This is a genomic window from Nocardia sp. NPDC060249 (assembly GCF_042728755.1).
In the GTDB taxonomy this organism is placed as follows: domain Bacteria; phylum Actinomycetota; class Actinomycetes; order Mycobacteriales; family Mycobacteriaceae; genus Nocardia.
In genome coordinates this window covers 38849-54096 of sequence record NZ_JBHXAQ010000019.1, presented here as the reverse complement: position 1 = coordinate 54096, position 15248 = coordinate 38849, and the positions used below count along the sequence as shown (strand labels likewise).

The window sequence follows — 15248 nt, the reverse complement described above, 5'->3', positions numbered from 1 at the left end:
CGGGCCCGTCGTGACGCGTGCTGACCGGGTGCTGGCGGTGTGGTGCCTGGACTGGCCCGCGGTGGCGGCGGCCGCGGTGGAGGGAGTGTCGGCGGAGCGGCCGATCGCGGTGCTGCGGGGGAATTCGGTGGTGGCGTGTTCGGCGATCGCGCGGGCCGAGGGGGTGCGGCGGGGGATGCGGCGGCGGGATGCGCAGGGGTGCTGTCCGGGACTTGTTGTCGTGCAGGATGATCCGGATCGGGACGCGCGATTGTTCGAGCCGGTGGTCGGCGCTGTCGATGAGACGGTGCCGGGCGTCGAGGTGTTGCGGCCCGGGCTCATCGTGCTCGGGGCACGCGGTGCCGCACGGTATTTCGGCTCCGAGGAGGCCGCGGTGGTGCGGTTGATCGACGCGGTCGCCGTGGCGGGAGCCGAGGCGCAGATCGGGATCGCCGATGCCGTGTCGACGGCGGTGATCGCGGCCCGGCGCGGGGCGATCGTGGCGCCGGGAGAGGGCGCGCGGTACCTCGCGCCGCTCCCGGTCTCGGAGCTCGCGGCGGAGCCGAGCCTGGCCGCACCGCAGCGCGCGGAGCTGGTCGACCTGCTGCGTCGCCTGGGATTACGCCGCATCGGTGACTTCGCGCGCCTGTCGCCCGCCGACGTGGCCTCCCGGTTCGGCGCCGACGCCGTGCTCGCCCATCGCACCGCCCGCGCCCTGCCGCAACGCCCACCGTCGGCGCGCCGCCCCGCTCCGGAGCTGACCGTCGAGCTGGCCTGTGACCCGCCCATCGACCGGGTCGACGCGGCCGCGTTCGCGGGCAGGCAGCTGTCCACCCGGCTGCACGCGGTGCTGTCGGCGGCAGGCGTGGCGTGCACCCGGCTCGCCGTGACCGCGCGCACCGAGACGGGCGAGGAGCTCACCCGGATCTGGCGCTGCGCCCGCCCACTCACCCCCGCCGACACCGCCGACCGCGTCCGCTGGCAACTCGACGGCTGGCTCACCCACCGGGCCCGCCCCACCGGCCCGATCGTCGCGCTCACGCTGGAACCGGTCGAGGTGGTCGCCGCCGGCGCCCTGCAACTCGGTCTGTGGGGTGGTGAGGGCGAGGAAACCGAGCGGGCCCGCCGCGCCCTGGTCCGTGTGCAGGGACTGCTCGGTGGCGAAGCGGTCCGCATCGGTGTGCTCAGCGGCGGGCGCGGGCCCGCCGAACGCATCACCATGATCGCCCTCGGCGACGAGCTGACCCCCGCCGCCGACCCCACCCAGCCCTGGCCCGGTCGTCTCCCCGAACCCGCCCCCACCCTGCTCCTGCTGCACCGCCCGGTCGTGCACCTGACCGCCGCCGACGGCGCCCCCGTCCTGGTCACCGACCGTGGCCTGTTCACCGCCGTGCCCACCCGCCTGCGCTGGGGCAGCAAGCAGTGGGCGCTGCTGGGCTGGGCGGGCCCTTGGCCGGTCACCGAACGCTGGTGGTCCACCGCCGAACCCACCGCCCTGGCCGTGCGCGTTCAAGTCCAGCTCGACGCCGACCCCACCGAGATCCGCGCCGTCCTGCTCGTCTACGACGCGACGCGATGGCACGCCGAGGGCGTCTACGAGTAGCCCACCGCCCCGGTTCTAGAGTGAAACGACGCTTGTCCGGGACAGCCCCGGAAGGCTCGGTCGCGGGAGGAGCGCTGTGAACCCGTTCGAGGGCATGTTGTGTACGGCGGCCGCTGTCGACCTTCCGCTGCTCGGTACCGCGGGGCACTTCACCGGGTGGCTGTGTATCGAGCATCCCGGTGCGTGGGGCGGTGATGTGATCGGTGATGAGGTGCTGGGTCCGGAGATCACCGCCGAACTGGCGGCGCGTACGTCAGCGGCGCGGGTCCGGCCGACGCTGATCCGCCGTCCCGGCCGCAACGAGTTCACCGGTACCCGCACTGTGCTGCTGGTCAGTTCGCGGCCGGAGGGCTCCTGGTGCGAGCGGCTCGAGATCACCGACTTGCGCCAGCTCTTCGACATCGACCTGCACCTCGTCGACGGACCGGCGCCGGGAATCGGTGTGCGCGTGGATGATCCGGTGGTCCTGGTCTGTGCCCACGGCAAACGCGACCAGTGCTGTGCCCTGCTGGGCCGCCCGATCGCCGCCGCCCTCGCCGCCGACTACCCGGGCCGGGTCTGGGAGGCCTCGCACACCGGTGGTCACCGCTTCGCCCCCGCGGTCGTGCTGCTTCCCTCCGGCCTCACCTACGGCCGCGTCGACGCCACGGCCGCCAAGGCGATGCTCGAAGCGGCCGACATCGGCGAGGTCTCCCTGACCGGCCTCCGCGGCCGCAGCTGCTACCCCCCGATTTCCCAGCTCGCCGAAGTGGCTGTGCGCGAGCGGGTCCCGGCCGATGCCACCGCCCTCACCGTTGCGCCCGACCCGGTCCCCACCCACGACCCGACCGTGGCGGGCGCCGCCATCGTCACCCACCGCGACGGCCGCCGCTGGCGCGTCACCGCCCGCACCGTCCCCGCCGCCCCGCGCCAAGCCAGCTGCGGCGCCGCCCCCAAACCGGCCACCTACTTGGAACCCGCTGCGATAGAACAACTTCCCGCGCTGTCCCGCACACAGCCCGAACGACCCACGGATCGCTGACGGTTCGTCGACTGCGAAAGTTGCGGGCGAGCACCACGGTGGACTGGCGGAACTACGGCGCAGTGGCCCTCCCGCACGTCACCCGACGGACCTAGCGTCGACTCCATGATCGACATCCGGGAAATCGGCAAGGACGAAACCGGGCTGGCGGGCCCGGCCCTACTGGAGCTTCGCCCCCAGTGGGAGACGTCCTCGCGCCTGACCGAGTTCATCGACACCGAACTCCGCCCCGCGGGCTACCGCCTCATCGGGGCCTTCGAATCGGGTTCTCCCGCAGCACTGTCGGTGGCGGGATTCCGCGAATCCCACTCCACCGCCTGGGGGCACCACCTCTACATCGACGATGTCTCCACCCTTCCCTCGGCACGCGGCCGAGGCCACGCCGACAGCCTGCTCGACTGGCTCACCGCCGAAGCTCGGCGTCTGCGCTGCACGGCGATCCACCTGGACTCCGGCGTCGGCCCCACCCGAGCCGCCGCCCACCGCCTCTACATGCGCCATCATCTGGCCATCACCGCCCACCACTTCACCCTCGGCCTGCAGTGAATCGCGGGAGCACCGAATCCCTGTGGTTACGAAGCGAACCGGGTGACTACGCGGTGCTCACCAGTGTGTGCCGGGTACCCAACGGGCCGCGCGGCGCAGGGCGGTGCCGGTGGCTTTTCGGGCGGCGGAAGGGGTTTTCGGATCTGCCCGGGGTGCCGGTGCGGGGGCCGGGGCGTCTTCGGCCGATTCGCCCTTGGCCGCAGGGGAATCGGGCAGCGCGCGGTAGTAGCGGTGCAGGATGCGGTCGCGGAGTTTGGGGGTGATGATGCCGCCGTATTCGGCGAGGGTGCCGAGGGGGACATCGATGCGTTTGGGGCGTTCGGTGAGCGCGCGCACGATCGTGCCCGCGGCCCACTCGGGGGATTCGGAAGGGCCCTGGTCGCCGCTGGGGGCGATCATCGGGGTGCGCACCAACGGCATGTGGATGGTGGTGAACGTGACTCCGTCGGCGAGGGTTTCGACCGAGGCGACCTCGGTGAACTTGTCCAGGGCCGCCTTGCTGGCGAGGTAGGCGGCGAAGCGAGGGGTGGCCACCTGCACGCCGGCGCTGGAGATGTTGACGATGTGGCCGAAGCCGCGTTCGCGCATTTGTGGCAGCAGCGCGAGGGTCATCCGCAGCGCGCCGAAGTAGTTCACCGCCATGGTGCGTTCGAAGTCGTGCAGGCGATCGGTGGAGCGGTGGATGGCGCGGCGGATGGAGCGACCCGCGTTGTTGACCAGCATGTCGACGTGGCCGTGCTGGTCGAGGATCGCCTTGACGGCCGAGTCCACCGATTCGGAGTCGGTGACATCGCAGGGGTAGCCGTAGGCCCGCCCGCCCGCGTCGACGATCTCGGCGACCACCGTGGCCAGTTCGTCGGCGCGGCGCGCGAGCAGGAACACGACACCGCCCTTGTCGGCGACCGAGAGGGCGGCGGCCCGGCCGATCCCGGACGACGCGCCGGTGATCACGACATGCCTGCCGGTGAGATCGCGCCGCTTGCGGCCCCGTTCACCTGGAGAAACCTGAGACATCACTGCTCCTTTGCAGCTCGTTGCCTCGAACTTACTCCAAAGTAAGTTCGAGGGCCAGGATCCTCCGGAAACTCGAAAATATGTTCGAGTCCCTCTCGCTAATATTCGAACGTATGTGCGATACTGATGCACATGGCGGACGATCGGATGGCGGACATCTATGCCGCGGTGCGGCTCGGCGGTGGCGACCCTGATGCGGCGCGCGCGGCGCTGACCAGGCTGTGGAGTGAGATAGGGGAGGGCGGCGACCCGTTGCATCGCTGCGTGGTGGCGCATCACCTGGCGGATGTGCAGGAGTTGGCGGAGGGTGCGTTGCTGTGGGACCAGCGGGCGCTGGCCGCGGTGTTCGGGCCGGGCATCCCGCTCGATGAGGGGCTGCGCGGGTTCCTGCCCTCGCTGTATCTGAACCTGGCCGACAGCCATCGCCGCGTCGGTGACTTCGAGATGGCGCGGATGCAGTTGGCCATCGCGCGCGGGCATCTGGACGTGCTCGCCAACGATGCCTACGGCGCGGTGATCCGCACCGGTCTGAGCCATGTGGAGGCGGCGCTGGAATCGCGGTCGATGGAGCGCTTGCCCGCGAATTGAGTTGTCCTCCACCGGGAAAGGGGTGCGGTGATGCGGGGGTCGTGAGAGGAGCGGGTGCATGGGCTGGAGCAACGGTCCGCCGACCTGGTCGGAGCTGGAACGGGTGCTCTCCGGCAAGCCGAGTGGCAGGCCGGCGCAAGACCTGCACCCGGGCGACGGCGGCGACAGCCCGGCCTGGTCACGCAAACGCGGCGAATACCACGCCGCCGAGCTCGACCGGCCGACCGGCCCGACGGTGCCCTACGCGGAGCTGCACACCCACTCCGCCTACAGCTTCCTCGACGGGGCGAGTCAGCCGGAGGAGCTGGTGGAGGAGGCGGTGCGGCTCGGTCTGGAAGCGCTCGCGCTCACCGACCACAACGGGTTCTACGGGACCGTCCGGTTCGCCGAGGCGGCCAGGGAATGGGGAATGCCAACGGTTTTCGGTGCCGAACTGTCACTGGGAACCGATGCGGAGGCGGCGCCGGGCCGAGGGGATGCGGTCCGGCGCCGTTCTGTACCTCGGGGCGGGGTGCGTTTCCTGCCGGGTCGAACGCAGGCCCGCGAAGCGGATACCGATGGGCCGAGGGGGGCCACGGCGGACGGCGGTCTGCGCGATGCCGGCGGATCGGCCGAGCCGCGAAACGGGCACGCGACGGCGCCGGACTCGGTGCCGCGCACTGGATCTCCCGACCCCGGCGGTCCGCATCTGCTGGTCCTCGCCAGGGGGCAGGAGGGCTATCGGCGGCTGTCGCGAGAGATGGCGGCGGCGCATATGGCCGCGGGGGAGAAGGGGGTGCTGCGATACGACCTGGACGCCCTCACGGCGGCGGCGGGCGGGCACTGGCACATCCTCACCGGCTGCCGCAAAGGCCACCTGCGCACCGCACTCGAACACGATCTGCGCGGTGGCGATACCCGGCTACCGAAAGCCGAAGCGGCCCTGCGGGATCTGATCGAACGATTCGGCGCCGATCGGGTGAGCGTGGAGCTCACCCATCACGGCATCGCCACCGATGACGAGCGCAACGCGCTGCTGATCGCGCTGGCCGATCGGCTCGATGTTCCCGTACTCGCCACCACCGGTGCCCATTTCGCGTCTCCGGCGCAGCGTCGCCGGGCGATGGCGCTGGCCGCGATCCGCGCCAGGAGCAGCCTCGACGAGATGGCGGGCTGGCTCGCGCCCACCGGCGGCGCGCACCTGCGTTCGGGTGCGGAGATGGCGCACCTGTTCGCCGACTACCCGCACGCGGTGGCGAACGCGGCGGTGCTGGCTCGCGAATGCGCGTTCGACCTGGGGCTGATCGCCCCGAAGCTCCCCCCGTTCGACGTGCCCGCCGACCATGACGAGAACTCGTGGCTGCGCGAGCTCGCCCTCCGCGGTGCCGCCGAGCGTTACGGCCCGCCGGAGCGGAACCCGCAGGCGTACCGGCAGCTCGAGCACGAGCTCGCGGTGATCGAGAAGATGGAGTTCCCCGGCTATTTCCTGGTGGTGCACGACATCGTCGAGTTCTGCAAGAACAGCGACATCCTGTGCCAGGGCCGAGGCTCGGCCGCCAACTCCGCGGTCTGCTACGCCATCGGCATCACCAATGTCGACCCTGTCGCCAACCAGCTGCTGTTCGAACGGTTCCTCTCGCCCGAGCGCGACGGGCCGCCCGATATCGATGTCGACATCGAATCCGACCGTCGCGAGGAGGCCATCCAGCACGTCTACGCCAAGTACGGCCGCGACTACGCCGCCCAGGTGGCGAATGTGATCACCTATCGCGGCAAGTCCTCGGTGCGCGATGCCGCACGCGCGCTGGGCTTTTCGCCGGGGCAGCAGGACGCGTGGAGCAAACAGGTGAGCCGCTGGTCCGGGGTGGCCGCCGAGACGGGCACCGATATCCCGGACGCGGTTCTCGAACTCGCGGGTGAACTCGACGGTCTGCCACGGCATTTGGGGATCCACTCCGGCGGCATGGTGATCTGCGATCGGCCGATCGCCGACGTGTGCCCGGTGGAGTGGGCGCGGATGGCCGGGCGCAGTGTGCTGCAGTGGGACAAAGACGATTGCGCCGCCGTCGGTCTGGTGAAGTTCGACCTGCTCGGCCTCGGCATGCTCTCGGCGCTGCACTACATGATCGATCTGGTGCGCGAGCACAAGGGCGAGAAGGTCGAATTGCACGCGCTCGATCTCACCGAAGCCGGTGTCTACGAGATGCTGTCGCGTGCCGACTCGATCGGGGTGTTCCAGGTGGAGTCGCGCGCGCAGATGGCGACCTTGCCCCGGCTGAAGCCGCGCACCTTCTACGACCTGGTGGTGGAGGTGGCGCTGATCAGACCGGGGCCCATCCAGGGTGGTTCGGTGCACCCCTACATCCGTAGGCGCAACGGCAAGGAAGCGCCCGTCTGCGACCATCCCGCGCTGGAGAACTCGCTCGCCCGCACCCTCGGTATTCCGTTGTTCCAGGAACAGCTGATGCAGATGGCCATCGACGTCGCCGGTTTCAGTCCCGCCGAAGCCGACCAGCTGCGCCGCGCCATGGGTTCCAAACGCTCGCCGCAGAAGATGGAACAGTTGAAGGACCGCCTCTATCAGGGCATGCGGGACCTGCACGGCATCACCGGCGATCTCGCCGACCGCATCTACGAGAAGCTCTACGCCTTCGCCAATTTCGGTTTCCCCGAAAGTCATTCGCAGAGTTTCGCCTCGATCGTGTTCTATTCGTCGTGGTTCAAGCTGCACCATCCGGCCGCGTTCTGCGCCGGGCTGTTGCGTGCGCAGCCGATGGGTTTCTACTCGCCGCAGTCGCTGGTGGCCGACGCCCGCAGGCACGGGGTGCGCGTGCACGGCCCCGACATCAATGCCAGCCGTGCCGAGCCCACCCTCGAGAACGCGGGCACCGAGATCCGGCTCGGCCTGTCGGGCGTGCGGCACATCGGCACCGATCTCGCCGAACGCATCGTCGCCACCCGTGCCGAACACGGCCCCTTCACCTCGATGCTCGACCTCGCCGGCCGCGTGGAACTCACTGTCGTCCAATCGGAATCGCTGGCCACCTCGGGGGCGCTGGATGTGCTGGTCGACACCGAACCCGCCGACGGCCGCGCCGCACCGCCGAACGGGCTCGGCACGGGCGACGGTCGCGGTGGGCTCACGGCTGGGCAGGGCTCAGATGCCGTGCCGGATCATCCGGCTGGGCAACGGGAATCGCGCGGCAGCAGCGTGCGCAGGGCGGCGCTGTGGGCAGCGGGTGCGGCGGCCGTGGAGCGTCCCGATCGCCTACCCGGCACGGGTCCCGCCACCGTAGCCCCGGCCCTGCCCGGCATGAGCGCGCTCGAACTCGCCGCCGCCGACGTCTGGGCCACCGGCATCTCGCCCGACTCCTATCCCACCGAATTCCTTCGCGCCCATCTGAATTCACTCGGTGTAGTCCCCGCGTGCGATCTCCTGCTCGTCGAGGACGGCGCCCGCATCCTGGTGGCGGGTGCGGTCACCCACCGTCAGCGCCCCGCCACTGCCGCGGGCGTCACCTTCCTCAACCTCGAAGACGAGACCGGCATGGTCAACGTCGTCTGCTCGGTCGGCCTGTGGACGCGCTATCGCCGCCTCGCCCAGAACGCCACCGCCCTGCTCGTCCGCGGCCGCATCCAAAACGCCGAGGGCGCCGCCAGTGTCGTCGCCGACCACCTCGAACACCTCGACCTGACCATCGTCGCCCGCTCCCGCGACTTCCGCTGAGTTTTTGGAGCGCTGGCGCGCTCGAGCGGGGCCCCTGAGGCCCCGATCTTCCCTCCCTCCGGGTGCTCCTTCGTCGCACCCTCCGGTCAGTCCAGATCGGGGCGGGCCCCTTTGGGTAGGGACATCCAGGGGTTACCCGGCCCAGGGTGTGCATGCAAGTGGCGATGTGTCCGCCGAGTTGAACGCCAGCCGGGGGTCCGCTGACGCACTACGCTGCGAACATGCGCAAGCTTGCCGTGGTGATGATCGCGTTGCTCGGGCTGTTGTTCCTGGCCGGGTGCGGCGATGACGACAGCGAGGACCAGGCCGGTCGGGCGTCGGAGCCCACTGTCATGGGCGGGCCGGCACCCGCGGTGACGCCCGGGTTCCGGGAGGGCGCCCCGCAGAAGGACAGTCCGGCGCCGACGGATCAGTCGAACCGGAAAGAGGTGATCACCGGGTCGGTGGATGTCACCTCGGGGGATCCGATCGCCGCCGCCGCGACCGTCACCGAGCAGGTCAGGGCCGTCGACGGCCGGATCGACAGCCGCACCGAACAGCCCGGCACCGACAAGCGCGCCGCTCGGGCCGTGCTCAGTGTGCGGGTGCCCGCCGACAAGACCGATGCCTTCATCACCGGGCTCGGCGGGGTCGGCACGGTGACCAGGGTGAGTACCAATCGCGACGACGTCACCATGCAGTGGCAGGACCTCGACGCTCGCATCCGCGCCCTGCAAGCCTCCGTCGATCGGCTCAAAGCGCTGATCACGGGCGCCACCAACACCGCCGACCTGATCGCCGCGGAGGAAGCGCTGTCGAGCAGGCAGGGCGAACTCGACAGTCTCACCGCGCAGAAGCGCAGCCTCGACGATCAGGTGGCGCTGTCGACGCTCACCATCACCCTCACCGCCGACGACAAGAACGCACCCGGCGACCCGGACAACTTCTGGGACGGCATCGTTTCGGGCTGGCACTCGCTGATCGACTGGTTGCAGGACGCGATCGTCTTCGTCGGCAAGGCCGTGCCGTGGCTGGGCTTCCTCGCGGTGATCGGCGGATTGCTGTACGCCGCACTGCGATTGCTGCGCAGGCGCCGTCGCACCGCAGCGCACATGTCCAACGCACCCGCACCCGCACCCGCAGCCACCGCTCCTGCGCCTACCGCGCCGGCAGCCACCGCTCCCGCGCCCACCGCGCCAGCAGCCACCGCTCCCGCGCCCACCGCATCCGGGGCCACCGCATCCGAGGTCGGCGCATCGGGCGCACCCGAATCGGCAGCATCCGGGAAGGAGACCCCCGGTGCCCACAGTGCGGGCGACGATCAAACCGAACAGCCGTAAAGGCCCACTCGTCGAAACCGCCGAAGACGGCACCCTGACCCTCTATGTCCACGCCCCGGCCGTCGAGGGCAAGGCCAACAAGGCCGCGATCGAACTACTCGCCGATCATTTCGGCGTTCCCAAGTCCGCGGTCCGGCTCACCGCGGGCGCCACCTCGCGGTTCAAGCGGTTCGACATCGACTGAGTCAGACCGCGCCCGGAAATCCCAGCTGTCGCCAGGCCTCGTACACCGACACCGCCGCCGCGTTCGACAGATTCATCGACCGCCGCCCCGGCAGCATCGGAATGCGCACCTGCTCGGTGATCTGGGGATCGGCCAGGACTTCCGCGGGCAGCCCGGTGGGCTCGGTGCCGAACAGCAGCGCGTCGTTGTCGCGATAGGCGATATCGGTGAAACGCGTGGTGGCCTGGGTGGTGAAGGCGAACACGCGGCCTGGCCGGATCGCCGCGAACGCCGTCGCCAGATCGGGATGCACGGTCACCACCGCGAGGTCGTGGTAGTCCAGTCCGGCCCGGCGCAGCTTGGACTCCGACAGGTCGAAGCCGAGCGGTTCGATCAGGTGTAGCGCGCAGCCGGTCCCCGCGGCCAACCGGATCGCATTGCCGGTATTGGGCGGAATCACGGGCTCGTGAAAGATCAGGTGCAGCACAGCCGACCACTCTGTCATGCGCCACCCCGTCCGCGCGCAGGCGGTATCTGGAACAATCGGGCTCGTGAACGAGGCGGAGACGACCGGCAAGCACCGGGTCGCGCGGTTGAGCGCGGGGGAGCAGTACCTGCGCAGTCATCTGCCGATGACCGTGGTGACCGCGCTGATCGTGATCGCGGTCGGCTTCGTCGCCTGGGATCGGTGGCGTCGCGGCGCGCTGATCTTCGGCAGCGCCGCCCTGGTGGCCGCCGCCTTCCGGCTGTGCCTGCCGACCGTCCAGGTGGGATTGCTCGCCGTGCGCAGCCGCCCGTTCGACGTGGCCGCGCTGACCACCCTCGGCAGCGCCATCGTTTTCCTGGCCGCCACGATCAACACCCTCGGCGTCAACTGAGACAGGGTTCAGGCGGAGGTCTTGTCCCACAGGCTGCGGGTGCCGTTGCTGCCGTAGAGCGCGCGAGCTTCGCCCGGGCTGATCGTCGACCGGGTTCGCGGCGGCGCGGTGCGCTCGTGGGCAGCCAAGATCTGTCCGGTCATCTTCGCGACGTACGGGGCGGCCATGATCAGGCCACGGTTGCCGCGACGTGCGGCCGCCCAGACGATCGCCTTCCCGGGGAGACGCACGGCGGCATCGACAACGCGAGGCAGGTCGAATCGGCCGAGTTCGCGCATCCAGGCGGGCAGCGTCGAGATCGTCGCCAGCGACAGCACCCGGCCACCGGCGGCGAACGTCATGCCTTTGCTCACCGACGGCCACAGCAGGAAGTGCATGGCCTCCACGGCCCGCTCGCTGACGCACAACTGCGGCCGGACGCGTTCGAAGTAGGCGCGCACCTCGGCCCGATCGCGCGGTACATTCGCGGGCTTGCAGGTCTGCAGTTCGGCGGCGATCACGCACTCGGCCCAGTACCGGTCCTCCTCGGCGGGACTCAGCGGGCCGGGGCCGAACATCTCGTAGGCCTTGAGGACCGAATGCCACCCGGTGACATGGATCCACAGCTGGGAGTCGGGGTTGTTGGCGCTGTAGCGCTTGCCGCTGATCGGTTCGATGCCCGTCATCGGCGCGTGCACCTGCATCAGGTGTTCGGATGCTTGGATGGCGGTGCGGCCGTCACCGAGCGCGACCAGCAGGAAGTAGGACAGCGTGTGGTCGAGGCGGGTGGCGGGATTGTCGTAGATCCCGTGTGAATCGGCGACCGCGGCGGTCAGGAACGGATCGAAGTGCTCGAGGGTGACCGCGCGCTGGAATCCGATCAGCGCGGTCGGCGCCGCCCACACCTTCCAGGTGGGGGAATCCGGCCCGAAGAAGCCGTAGTCGTCGCGACGCAGAGTCGACGCATCGAAAGCCATTGCACATGCCCCTTTGCAGTGCGAGTAACAGATGAATACAACACCACCGTAGCAATGGCTCGACGCGAATACAACGGCTGCGTAGGATTTGTGGCGGAAGGTTCCAGGTATCGTCCGGAGCGAAAGGCAGGTGAGCGGTGACCTCGACGCAGGAGCAACGACCTCGACGCCGCTACGCGCCGCGTCTGCCGCCGCAGCAGCGCCGCGCGCAGCTCCTCGACGCCGCGTTCACCGTCCTGGGCCGGATGGAGCTGCACGAGCTGAGCATGGAGGCCGTGGCGCAGGAGGCAGGCGTCGGAAAGCCTGTGCTGTACACGGTGTTCAAAACCCGTGCCGAACTGGTCGAAGCGCTGCTGGAACGCGAACGCGAACGCGGCCTGGATCAGATCGCCGACACGCTGCCCGAAGGCCTGCTCGGCGCCGACCCGCTGTCCGCCGCCTCGGCGACCGTCGAGGCGTTCGTCGGTGTGGCGCTGGCGAATCCGACCCGCTGGCGGCTGATCCTCGCTACCCCGGCGAGTGCGCCCGAGGAATATCGCGCGGCTCTTCGTGCTTCGCGCGCCGAAATCTTGGAGCGTGCGGAATCTCTTGTCCGCATGGGTATCTCAGTGCTGCCGAAGTGGTCGGGGATGGATGCCGGACTACTCGCGAACTCGACCCTCACCATCGCCGAAATGCTCGGTCGACTGGGGGTCAGCGAACCGGACGAGTATCCGCGCGAACGGCTTCAGGCCTACGTTCGCTCGATCGTCACCCTGCTGACCGGGCCCTGACGGCTCAGCGGTTCTCCCGCGCCAAGCGCATCGTCTCGGTGAGCAGCTTCGACACGGCGGCCGCCTCGGTGAGGAACCCGTCGTGCCCGTCGCGGGAGTGCACGATCTCGAGACCCGCGCAGCCCGGCAGCCCTTCGGCCAGCTCGGCCTGGGTGTGCAAGGGGTACAGGCGATCCGAGTCGACTCCGCCGACCACGCACGGCACCGCGGTGGAGGCCAGCGCGGCGGCGACGCCGCCGCGACCGCGCCCCACGTCGTGGCGGTTCATGGCCTCGCTGAGCAGCACGTAGGTGGCCGGATCGAAGCGCGAACACAGCTTGTCGGCCTGGTGTTCGAGGTAGCTCTGCACCGCGTACCGGCCACCGGCCCACGGATCCTCGTCGCCCTGGGCCTTGTTGGCGAACCGGTGGTCGAGCTCGCCCTCGGTGCGGTAGGTCAGGTGCGCGATCCGCCGGGCCAGCCCCATACCGGTCATGGGCGCGCGACCGGTGCCGTGATAGTTGCCGCCCTGCCAGTCGGGATCGGCCGCGATGATGGCCATCTGGGTGGTCTGGGTGCCGATCTGATCGGCGGTGGCGCGCGCGCCGACGGCCAGCACGAGCGCGGCCGAAACCCGCTCGGGCAGGCCGATGATCCACTCGAGCACCCGCATGCCGCCCATCGAGCCGCCGACCACCGCGCCGAGCCGCTCGATCCCGAGCACCTCGAACAACTGCGCCTCGGCGGTCACCTGATCGCGGATGGTCAGCTCGGGAAACCGTGCGCCCCACGGCTTTCCGTCGGGCGCGAGAGAGGCGGGCCCGGTACTGCCCTTGCAGCCGCCGAGCACATTGGTGGCGATCACGCACCACTCGTCGGTGTCGATCGGCGCACCGGGCCCGACCATGCCCTCCCACCAGCCGGGAGCCCCGTCGGGCCCACCGATGACATGGGAGTCACCGGTGAGCGCGTGTTCGACGAGCACCACATTGTCCAGGGTGGGCGAGAGCTCGCCCCAGCGTTGCACCGTCAGCCGCACATCGGGAACCACGGCGCCGTTCTCCAGCGCCACGTCCCCGATGGCGACCACGCCTGCACGCCCGTCCGGCGGTGGCAGCAGGGCCACCCCGGTTCCGGGTCGGGCGATCGGCGATTCGGTGCTCACAGTCACGTCGTCGCCGCCGCGAACCCGGCCCGTAGATCGGCCAGAATGTCGTCGATTCCCTCGATGCCCACCGCGAGCCTGACCAGGCCGGGAGTGACGCCGGCCGCTAGCTGCTCTTCGGGCGTCAACTGCGAATGCGTGGTCGACGCCGGGTGAATCACGAGTGAACGCACATCACCGATGTTAGCTACATGGCTGTGCAGGCTGAGCGCGTCCACGAACTTCTTGCCGGCATCGACACCGCCCGACAGCTCGAAGGCCACGATCGCGCCCGCGCCCTTGGGCGCCAGCTCCTTGGCTCGCGCGTGCCACGGCGAGGACTCGAGACCCGCGTAGAACACCGCGTCGACGCCCGGCTGCTCGGCGACGAACTTCGCGACCGTCTCGGCATTGCTGACATGCCGTTCGACCCGCAGGCTCAGCGTCTCGATGCCCTGGGCGATGAGGAACGCGTTGAACGGCGAGACCGCAGCGCCCAGGTCGCGCAGCAACTGCACGCGAGCCTTCAGCGCGAACGCGGGCGCACCCAGATCGGCGAACACCGCACCGTGGTAGCTGGGGTCGGGCTCGGTGAAGCCGGGGAAGCGCGCGTTGCCCTCGGCGTCGCGCACGGTCCAGTCGAAGGTGCCGCCGTCGACGATCACGCCCGCCACGGCCGCACCGTGCCCACCCAGGTACTTCGTCGCCGAATGCACGACGATGTCGGCGCCGTGGGCGAGCGGCTGGATCAGGTAGGGGGTGGCGACGGTGTTGTCGACGATCAGCGGAAGGCCGTTCGCGTGCGCGACCCCGGCGATGCCGGGAATGTCGAACACCGCGCTGCTCGGGTTGGCGATGGTCTCGCCGTAGAACGCCTTGGTGTTCGGCTGGATCGCGGCTTCCCACTGCGCGAGGTCATCGGGATCCTCGACGAACGAGACCGTGATCCCCAGCTTGGGCAGCGAGTAGTGGAAGAGGTTGTAGGTGCCGCCGTAGAGGTGCGGGCTGGACACGATGTGGTCGCCCGCGCTCGCCAGGTTCAGGATCGCGTAGGTCTCCGCGGCCTGGCCCGAGGCCAGCAGCAGCGCCGCGACGCCGCCTTCGAGGGCGGCTACGCGCTGTTCCACCGCGTCCTGGGTGGGGTTCATGATCCGGGTGTAGATGTTGCCCGGCTCGGCGAGACCGAACAGCGCGGCGGCGTGATCGGTGTCGCGGAAGGTGTAGGAGGTGGTCTGGTAGATGGGCAGCGCCCGCGCGTTGGTGCTCGCGTCGGGGGCTTGGCCCGCGTGGACCTGCTTGGTCTCGAAGGACCAGTTCTCGGGCAGGGAAGAGTCGGTCATGTCGTGCTCCAAAGGTGTCAGCCGGGGGATCTCGTCAACTGGGTCGGATCGACTGGCAACAACACATGGGGGCCTCCTGCAGCGCGCGCTTGCTCTCGACTTTCGAGAGCCCGGTCATCACCCGGAGCACCCCACCGCAGCTGGAGGGTTGCCGACCAGCGAGCCGGGGCTTGGCGCTGGTACTCATGACCTTGCCGTCATGTTAACCGGACATCTCCCGCGCGCGGAAACTTCCCCCG

The 15248-nt window shown here is 69.8% G+C and carries 13 protein-coding genes, 1 pseudogene and 1 riboswitch; of the genes and pseudogenes, 9 read left to right on the top strand and 5 right to left on the bottom strand.

From position 1 onward, the window contains the following. Positions 1 to 10: 10 nt before the first annotated feature. The 3 genes and pseudogenes from ACFWFP_RS32925 to ACFWFP_RS32915 all read left to right on the top strand — a co-directional run bounded on the left by ACFWFP_RS32925 (position 11) and on the right by ACFWFP_RS32915 (position 3149). Positions 11 to 1582 (top strand): DNA polymerase Y family protein, encoded by a 1572-nt coding sequence (locus ACFWFP_RS32925; RefSeq protein ID WP_379301665.1) that lies wholly within the window; start codon positions 11 to 13, stop codon positions 1580 to 1582. A 94-nt stretch (positions 1583 to 1676) separates the two neighbouring features. Continuing rightward, positions 1677 to 2198: pseudogene (locus tag ACFWFP_RS32920) on the top strand (sucrase ferredoxin); the annotation flags it as partial. Between the two features lie 510 nt (positions 2199 to 2708). Then, on the top strand, positions 2709 to 3149 hold the full coding sequence (locus ACFWFP_RS32915; RefSeq protein ID WP_379301663.1) for a GNAT family N-acetyltransferase: 441 nt from the start codon (positions 2709 to 2711) through the stop codon (positions 3147 to 3149). A gap of 57 nt (positions 3150 to 3206) precedes the next feature. On the opposite strand, the gene ACFWFP_RS32910 is transcribed toward ACFWFP_RS32915, so the two are convergent. Next, positions 3207 to 4163, bottom strand: coding sequence for an SDR family NAD(P)-dependent oxidoreductase (locus tag ACFWFP_RS32910; RefSeq protein WP_379301661.1), 957 nt, complete (start codon positions 4161 to 4163; stop codon positions 3207 to 3209). Positions 4164 to 4295: 132 nt separating this feature from the next. Here ACFWFP_RS32910 and ACFWFP_RS32905 point away from each other — a divergent pair, with 132 nt between their 5' ends. The 4 genes from ACFWFP_RS32905 (at position 4296) to ACFWFP_RS32890 (ending at position 9960) form a co-directional block, all read left to right on the top strand. Continuing rightward, positions 4296 to 4751 (top strand): hypothetical protein, encoded by a 456-nt coding sequence (locus ACFWFP_RS32905; protein WP_379301659.1) that lies wholly within the window; start codon positions 4296 to 4298, stop codon positions 4749 to 4751. A gap of 58 nt (positions 4752 to 4809) precedes the next feature. After that, positions 4810 to 8457, top strand: a complete 3648-nt coding sequence (locus ACFWFP_RS32900) for an error-prone DNA polymerase (RefSeq protein ID WP_379301657.1) — start codon at positions 4810 to 4812, stop codon at positions 8455 to 8457. A 221-nt stretch (positions 8458 to 8678) separates the two neighbouring features. Next, positions 8679 to 9776 (top strand): DUF4349 domain-containing protein, encoded by a 1098-nt coding sequence (locus ACFWFP_RS32895; RefSeq protein WP_379301655.1) that lies wholly within the window; start codon positions 8679 to 8681, stop codon positions 9774 to 9776. Beyond that, positions 9736 to 9960, top strand: a complete 225-nt coding sequence (locus tag ACFWFP_RS32890; protein WP_379301653.1) for a DUF167 domain-containing protein — start codon at positions 9736 to 9738, stop codon at positions 9958 to 9960. Before ACFWFP_RS32895 ends, ACFWFP_RS32890 begins: the two co-directional genes overlap by 41 nt. A gap of 1 nt (position 9961) precedes the next feature. On the opposite strand, the gene ACFWFP_RS32885 is transcribed toward ACFWFP_RS32890, so the two are convergent. Further along, positions 9962 to 10444, bottom strand: a complete 483-nt coding sequence (locus ACFWFP_RS32885) for a tRNA (cytidine(34)-2'-O)-methyltransferase (RefSeq protein ID WP_379301651.1) — start codon at positions 10442 to 10444, stop codon at positions 9962 to 9964. Positions 10445 to 10490: 46 nt separating this feature from the next. On the opposite strand from ACFWFP_RS32885, the gene ACFWFP_RS32880 reads away from it, so the two are divergent. Continuing rightward, entirely contained in the window at positions 10491 to 10817 is a 327-nt protein-coding gene (locus ACFWFP_RS32880; protein WP_379301649.1) for a DUF3017 domain-containing protein, read from the top strand. An 8-nt stretch (positions 10818 to 10825) separates the two neighbouring features. Here the strand turns inward: ACFWFP_RS32880 and ACFWFP_RS32875 are convergent, their stop codons facing one another. Next, positions 10826 to 11773, bottom strand: a complete 948-nt coding sequence (locus tag ACFWFP_RS32875; protein ID WP_379301647.1) for an oxygenase MpaB family protein — start codon at positions 11771 to 11773, stop codon at positions 10826 to 10828. Between the two features lie 137 nt (positions 11774 to 11910). Here ACFWFP_RS32875 and ACFWFP_RS32870 point away from each other — a divergent pair, with 137 nt between their 5' ends. After that, positions 11911 to 12546, top strand: coding sequence for a TetR/AcrR family transcriptional regulator (locus ACFWFP_RS32870; RefSeq protein WP_379301645.1), 636 nt, complete (start codon positions 11911 to 11913; stop codon positions 12544 to 12546). Positions 12547 to 12550: 4 nt separating this feature from the next. On the opposite strand, the gene ACFWFP_RS32865 is transcribed toward ACFWFP_RS32870, so the two are convergent. Next, positions 12551 to 13696 carry a homoserine O-acetyltransferase gene (locus tag ACFWFP_RS32865; RefSeq protein ID WP_379301643.1) on the bottom strand — a complete coding sequence of 382 codons (1146 nt, stop codon included), beginning with the start codon at positions 13694 to 13696 and terminating at the stop codon, positions 12551 to 12553. Continuing rightward, positions 13693 to 15009, bottom strand: coding sequence for a bifunctional o-acetylhomoserine/o-acetylserine sulfhydrylase (locus ACFWFP_RS32860; RefSeq protein WP_379301641.1), 1317 nt, complete (start codon positions 15007 to 15009; stop codon positions 13693 to 13695). Before ACFWFP_RS32860 ends, ACFWFP_RS32865 begins: the two co-directional genes overlap by 4 nt. 80 nt (positions 15010 to 15089) lie before the next feature. Then, positions 15090 to 15200, bottom strand: a riboswitch (SAM riboswitch). Between the last annotated feature and the right edge of the window lie 48 nt (positions 15201 to 15248).

Bases quoted from the DNA above. Each gene is read 5' to 3' on its own strand.
- ACFWFP_RS32915 (WP_379301663.1), top strand. From the start codon at position 2,709: ATGATCGACATCCGGGAAATCGGCAAGGACGAAACCGGGCTGGCGGGC.
- ACFWFP_RS32910 (WP_379301661.1), bottom strand. From the start codon at position 4,163: ATGTCTCAGGTTTCTCCAGGTGAACGGGGCCGCAAGCGGCGCGATCTC.
- ACFWFP_RS32905 (WP_379301659.1), top strand. From the start codon at position 4,296: ATGGCGGACGATCGGATGGCGGACATCTATGCCGCGGTGCGGCTCGGC.
- ACFWFP_RS32900 (WP_379301657.1), top strand. From the start codon at position 4,810: ATGGGCTGGAGCAACGGTCCGCCGACCTGGTCGGAGCTGGAACGGGTG.
- ACFWFP_RS32895 (WP_379301655.1), top strand. From the start codon at position 8,679: ATGCGCAAGCTTGCCGTGGTGATGATCGCGTTGCTCGGGCTGTTGTTC.
- ACFWFP_RS32885 (WP_379301651.1), bottom strand. From the start codon at position 10,444: ATGACAGAGTGGTCGGCTGTGCTGCACCTGATCTTTCACGAGCCCGTG.
- ACFWFP_RS32875 (WP_379301647.1), bottom strand. From the start codon at position 11,773: ATGGCTTTCGATGCGTCGACTCTGCGTCGCGACGACTACGGCTTCTTC.
- ACFWFP_RS32860 (WP_379301641.1), bottom strand. From the start codon at position 15,009: ATGACCGACTCTTCCCTGCCCGAGAACTGGTCCTTCGAGACCAAGCAG.